Here is a 3,131-nt window from a genome sequence, read left to right on the forward strand (position 1 = left end):
CAAGCGGCGGGACGCTGTGACAGCTGATGTACGGCTTCTGCCAAGGCGCGGTCATCTTTGACGCAAACCCCGTTGCCATAGCGTTTGACCATACTGGCGACACCGGTGCCGTCATAGGTCACAACCAAGCGGCCATGGGCGAGCCCCTCTTGATAGACAGCAGATCCGCGCAGGGCGTAGATGTCGCGCGCATAAGGCAGTACCAGCACATGGGCGTGGCGATACATGGCGTTAATCTCGTCCGAGGATAACCGTGCAGCGCGCACGTTCAGGTCGATCTTAGCGGCGAGGCGTGCCTCATAGGCGCGCGAGAAATAGGTGTCGTCCTTGCGCATTCCTTGGGTCGACAGCATCACCTGACCGCGTTTGAAATGCACCTTGAGCGCATCCGAGATTGCGACCAGTCCAAAATAGCCTTTGTCAGCGCGTCCCTGACCAGGGGATGTCAGTTGGAACGGACGGCGGCCCCAGTCGATGGGTTTGTAGGGCGCGATGCACGGATAGGTCAGATAGCCGACGTCTTGGCGCAGCACGGAGGTCAGATAGTCCTGATAGACCGGTGTTTCCGCGCTCAGGCTGACGCGCACGCCGGCCTTTTGCGCATCGCGCACGGCAGTCAGTAGCCGGGTGCGCGCCGCGCCGCGAGCATAGCTGAAACTTTCCATCACGCCGATCATGCGGCCATGCACACTGGGGCGCCTATCTGCGGGCAGGGTCTGTAGTACTTGCATCAGGCAAAGCAGACCGTAGTGATCGACGCTGGGCATGAAAATCCAGTCGGTGCCGGTAATGCCGTAGCGCTTAATCACCTCAAGCCAGTTTGCCCGCACCCGGCGGCCCATGCCGTCCAGACCAGCGGCGTCGGCCCCCATCCACAGCGCCTTGTCACGCAGGCGGCGCAGCTTGCTGATCTTGTTGCCAGCAACTTTGGGAAAATCACGGTATTTGCGGATCGCTTCGACGTGACCGTTGTAGGGATAGGTCAGAACGCGGGCGTAATCCTCGGCACCTTCAATGCCTTTTGGTAGGGCAGCACAGACCAGCGTGGTCACATCGATGTCGCGGCTGCGCAGCTCTGCTTCGAACAGGCGCAGGGCCTCGACGTTGTGGCCATAAGGCAGGACCGCCATGTGATCGGCGACAAAGGCGCGTCTGGATGTCATCGCAAAAGCCTTATTGGTCAGCCCCGCGCGGGCGGCGCGGGCAGGAAGGATGAAGGGGATTTATCGCTGCCGCAACTCGCGGCGCGATGTATCAAGAAAGCGCATGAACTTGTCCGTGCAGGCGTTGTAAAGCTGCAGGTCGGTATAGTTGTGCGTATAGATGATGTCGGCGGCAGCGCGGATCTCGGCCGGATCGATCGGCACCTCTTTGGAGACATTCTTGGAGACCAGCGCCGGAGCGGGCTTACCAAAGAACGCGCTGAGTTCCTCGCGCAGGGTCGGCAGCATGTGCAGGGGCGCATAGAAGTCAAATTCGGTATCGAAGGTGTCCAGCACCTGATTGACGTCTTGCGGGTTACCCTTGGGGCCGACGACGAACTGCGATTGCAGGTCATAAAATTCGCGCACTTTGGCATCGCGGCAATAGCGCACAAAATCGACAAAGCTCTTGCCCTTCACCTCTGGGCGAACTGCCAGATAGTGACCGGGATGGTTGCGGATGTGGCGATAAAACGATGTCAGCCGCTGCAGCGGCTCGCGCAGGATGATCAGGCGCACGACCTTTTTGCCCGGCAGGCGGTTGATCGGACCCTGACCGCGCATGTGGTGCCCGCCCGCGCCTAAGGCGTTGTCGATCCGTGCTTCCCAGCCAGAGCCGGGAAAGCAGTGTTCATAGCGTCCGTCCATCAGGCGCGACAGGAAGTCATGCACCGTGGTGCCGCCGCACTTGGGCACATGGCTGAAATCCAGCACCTGTGTTTGAGGGTCGAACCGGCCTGCACGCATGGAATGATCGCTTTACTAGTTTTCGATGCGCCCCCTTTACGCAGGCTGGACCGGTTTGTCGATTGTTCAAAGCCGGGGCCGGGGGGCTGCACGGATGCAGCGAGGCCACGTGGTAGGCTCAAAGCTGCCTTTAGCGACCCATCTGGTTGTCAGATCGCCGATTTTACGACAAAGAACGCTGTAACAGGGCGGGCCACAGATTGGGGTGTTGCTTGCAGATCATCGCCGGAGAGACCTTATTATGACCAAACGCGCACTTATCACCGGGGTGACCGGTCAGGATGGATCGTATCTGGCAGAATTTTTGCTGGAAAAAGGCTATGAGGTGCATGGGATCAAGCGCCGGGCGTCTTCGCTGAACACCCAGCGCGTTGATCACATCTATGAAGATCCGCACACCGACAATGCGCGCTTTAAGCTGCATTACGGCGATCTGACTGACAGCTCTAACCTGACGCGGATTATCTCAGAGGTGCAGCCGGACGAGGTTTATAACCTTGGCGCCCAGTCGCATGTCGCCGTCAGCTTTGAGGCGCCAGAATACACCGCCGACGTCGATGCCATGGGCACCCTGCGCCTGCTGGAGGCGATCCGCTTTTTGGGGCTGGAGAAGAAGACGCGCTTTTATCAGGCCTCTACGTCCGAACTTTACGGCCTCGTGCAGGAAACCCCGCAGACCGAGACCACGCCGTTTCACCCGCGCAGCCCCTATGCGGTAGCCAAGATGTATGCCTATTGGATCGCCGTGAACTACCGTGAGGCTTACGGCATGTATGCTTGCAACGGCATCCTGTTTAACCACGAATCCCCGCGCCGCGGCGAGACCTTCGTGACGCGTAAGATCACCCGCGGTCTGGCGAACATCGCGATGGGCCTCGAGGATTGCCTCTATATGGGCAACATCGATTCATTGCGCGACTGGGGTCACGCCAAAGACTATGTCCGCATGCAGTGGATGATGCTGCAGCAGGACAGCCCGGAGGATTACGTCATCGCCACCGGCGTGCAGTATTCCGTGCGCGAGTTCATCATCTGGTCGGCGGCAGAGCTGGGTATCAGCCTTGAATTCACCGGCACCGACGTGTCGGAAATCGCGACCGTGACTGGCGTCACCGGCGACAAGGCCCCCCACGTTAAGGTCGGGGATGTGCTGATGCGGATCGACCCGCGCTACTTCCGCCC

3 protein-coding genes are annotated in these 3,131 nt (G+C 59.7%); 1 reads left to right on the top strand and 2 read right to left on the bottom strand.

Annotated elements, in window-relative coordinates:
* A partial coding sequence (locus BM131_RS19745; protein ID WP_139222741.1) for a glycosyltransferase occupies nt 1-1,163 on the bottom strand: 1,163 nt, incomplete at its 3' end.
* A 60-nt stretch (nt 1,164-1,223) separates the two neighbouring features.
* Complete coding sequence (locus BM131_RS19750) at nt 1,224-1,949, bottom strand: sulfotransferase family 2 domain-containing protein (protein WP_090192179.1); 726 nt, start codon at nt 1,947-1,949, stop codon at nt 1,224-1,226.
* Nucleotides 1,950-2,190: 241 nt separating this feature from the next.
* Here BM131_RS19750 and gmd point away from each other — a divergent pair.
* A partial coding sequence (gene gmd, locus BM131_RS19755; protein ID WP_090192180.1) for a GDP-mannose 4,6-dehydratase occupies nt 2,191-3,131 on the top strand: 941 nt, incomplete at its 3' end.

The sequence above is a fragment of the Loktanella salsilacus genome, assembly GCF_900114485.1.
Lineage (GTDB): Bacteria > Pseudomonadota > Alphaproteobacteria > Rhodobacterales > Rhodobacteraceae > Loktanella > Loktanella salsilacus.